Here is a 2233-nt window from a genome sequence, read left to right as displayed (position 1 = left end):
CGACCGCCGAGTCCCTCCGGAAAGGCGACCCACGCCAGGCCGGCGTCGAAGCGGGCCTGCAGGAACTCCAGCGGCTCCTCGACGGCCGGGTCGTGCTCGGTGAGGAACGCCTCCACTTGCTGCCGCACGTCACTCATGAACGCGCCTCCCGCTTCTCCGACTGGCGCCTGATCTCGCTCTTCGCCAGGGCGTTCTTGTGGACCTCATCGGGCCCGTCGGCAAACCGCAACGTGCGGATGCCGGCGTACATGCTGGCAAGCGGGAAGTCCTGGGAGAGCCCGCCGGCACCGTGCACCTGGATCGCCTTGTCGAGAATCCATTGGACGGTGGTCGGCGTGGCGATCTTGATCGCCTGGATCTCGGTGTGCGCGCCCTTGTTCCCGACCGTGTCCATCAACCAAGCGGTCTTGAGGACCAGTAGGCGCAGTTGTTCCAGACGCACCCGGGACTCGGCGATCCAGTCCCGGATCACGCCCTGCTCCGAAAGCGGCCTGCCGAAGGCGACGCGTTGCTCGGCTCGCTCGCACATCATCTCGATGGCGCGCTCGGCGATGCCGATCGATCGCATGCAGTGATGGATACGCCCGGGTCCCAACCTCGCCTGGGCGATGCCGAAGCCGCCGCCCTCCTCGCCGATCAGGTTCGCGACGGGGACGCGGACGTCGGTGAACCGCAGCTCGGCGTGGCCGCCGTGCTCGTGGTCCTCGTAGCCCATGACGTGCATGCCGCGCACGACTTCCAGCCCAGGGGTGTCACGCGGCACGAGGACCATCGACTGCTGGCGGTGCCGGTCCGCGGCGGGATCGGTCTTCCCCATGACGATGAAGATCTGGCAGTTGGGGTTCATCGCACCGGTGATCCACCACTTGCGGCCGTTGAGGACGTACTCGTCGCCGTCACGCACGATCGACAACGCGATGTTGGTGGCATCGGACGAGGCGACATCCGGCTCGGTCATCGCGAACGCCGACCGGATGTCGCCGTCCATCAGGGGCCGCAGCCAGCGGTCTTTCTGCTCGGCGGTGCCGAACATGTGGAGCACCTCCATGTTGCCGGTGTCCGGTGCGGCACAGTTCATCGCGGTCGGGGCGAGGTAGATGCTGCGACCGGAAATCTCCGCGAGCGGCGCATACTGCTGGTTCGTCAGGCCCGCGCCGTCAGCGCCGGGCAGGAAGAGGTTCCACATCCCCCGGGCGCGTGCTGCGTCGCGCAACTCCTTCAGCACCGGGACGGAGTCCCACGCCCACGGATCGTCGAGGGCGGCCAGTTGTTCCTGGAAGACCTCCTCGGCGGGGTAGACGTGCGTGTCCATGAAGTCGAGGAGGTTCTCACGCAGGCCTTGTGTGCGTGCGTCGTACTCGAATTCCATCAGTTGTGCTCCTTCAGTGCGTGGAGGCCCGCGTCCAGCAGCGGGTGGATCGTTTCGCCGATCCGGTCGAAGCCGGCGCCGACCGTCTGGCCGTGGAGGTGGCGGTAGTGGATGCCCTCGAGGATCGCCGCCAGCTTGAACGCCGCGAGTCCGAGGTAGAACCCGAAGCCGGAGAGGTCGCGGTCGCTTCCACGCGAATACCGCTCGATGATCGCGCGCTCGTCGAGGAAGCCGGGCGCCGCCGAGACGTTGGACACCGCGTCGCTGCCCTCACCCGCCTCTGGGTCGAGACGGAAGTAGAGAAGCATCAGCGCCAGGTCCGTCAGCGGGTCGCCGAGGGTGGCCATCTCCCAGTCGAGAACCGCCCCGACCTGGTCCGCGTCATCGACCAGGACGTTGTCGAGGCGGTAGTCGCCGTGCACGATGCCGGCGGCGGACTCAAGCGGCACCGACTCCGCGAGACGCCGGTGGAGCTCGTCGGCGGCAGGCAGGTCACGGGTGTACGACGCGTCGAGCTGCTTCTTCCAGCGGGCGACCTGTCGACCGAGGAACCCCTCGGGGCGGCCGAAGTCGCCGAGACCGACAGCAGCCGGCTCGACAGCGTGAAGCGCGACGAGCGTGTCCACGAGGCGTTCGGAGATCGTGCGGGTCCGCCCGGGACCGAGCGGTTCGAGCTCGGCCGCGTGGCGGTAGGGAGTACCGGCGCACCGCTCCATGACGTAGAAGTCCGCGCCCAGCACAGCGGGATCGGTGCACATCGCGAAGGTCCGCGGGACCGGCACCCCGGTGTCCTGGAGCGCCGACATGACGCGGTACTCGCGAGCCATGTCGTGGGCGGTGGCGAGCACGTGGCCGAGTGGCGGC

The 2233-nt window shown here is 68.2% G+C and carries 2 protein-coding genes; both read right to left on the bottom strand.

The features are described from left to right. Positions 1-133: 133 nt before the first annotated feature. Positions 134-1369: an acyl-CoA dehydrogenase family protein gene (locus ACOADB_RS27225; RefSeq protein WP_378606468.1), complete on the bottom strand. Its 1236-nt coding sequence runs from the start codon at positions 1367-1369 to the stop codon at positions 134-136. After that, positions 1369-2233: phosphotransferase family protein (locus tag ACOADB_RS27220; protein ID WP_378606465.1), on the bottom strand; the 865-nt coding region annotated here is incomplete at its 5' end. The genes ACOADB_RS27225 and ACOADB_RS27220, both read right to left, overlap by 1 nt.

This window comes from Nocardioides sp. CPCC 206348, from assembly GCF_048654705.1.
Lineage (GTDB): Bacteria > Actinomycetota > Actinomycetes > Propionibacteriales > Nocardioidaceae > Nocardioides.
Note: the sequence above shows the minus strand (reverse complement) of the source record. Positions and strands in the feature narration are given on the sequence as shown.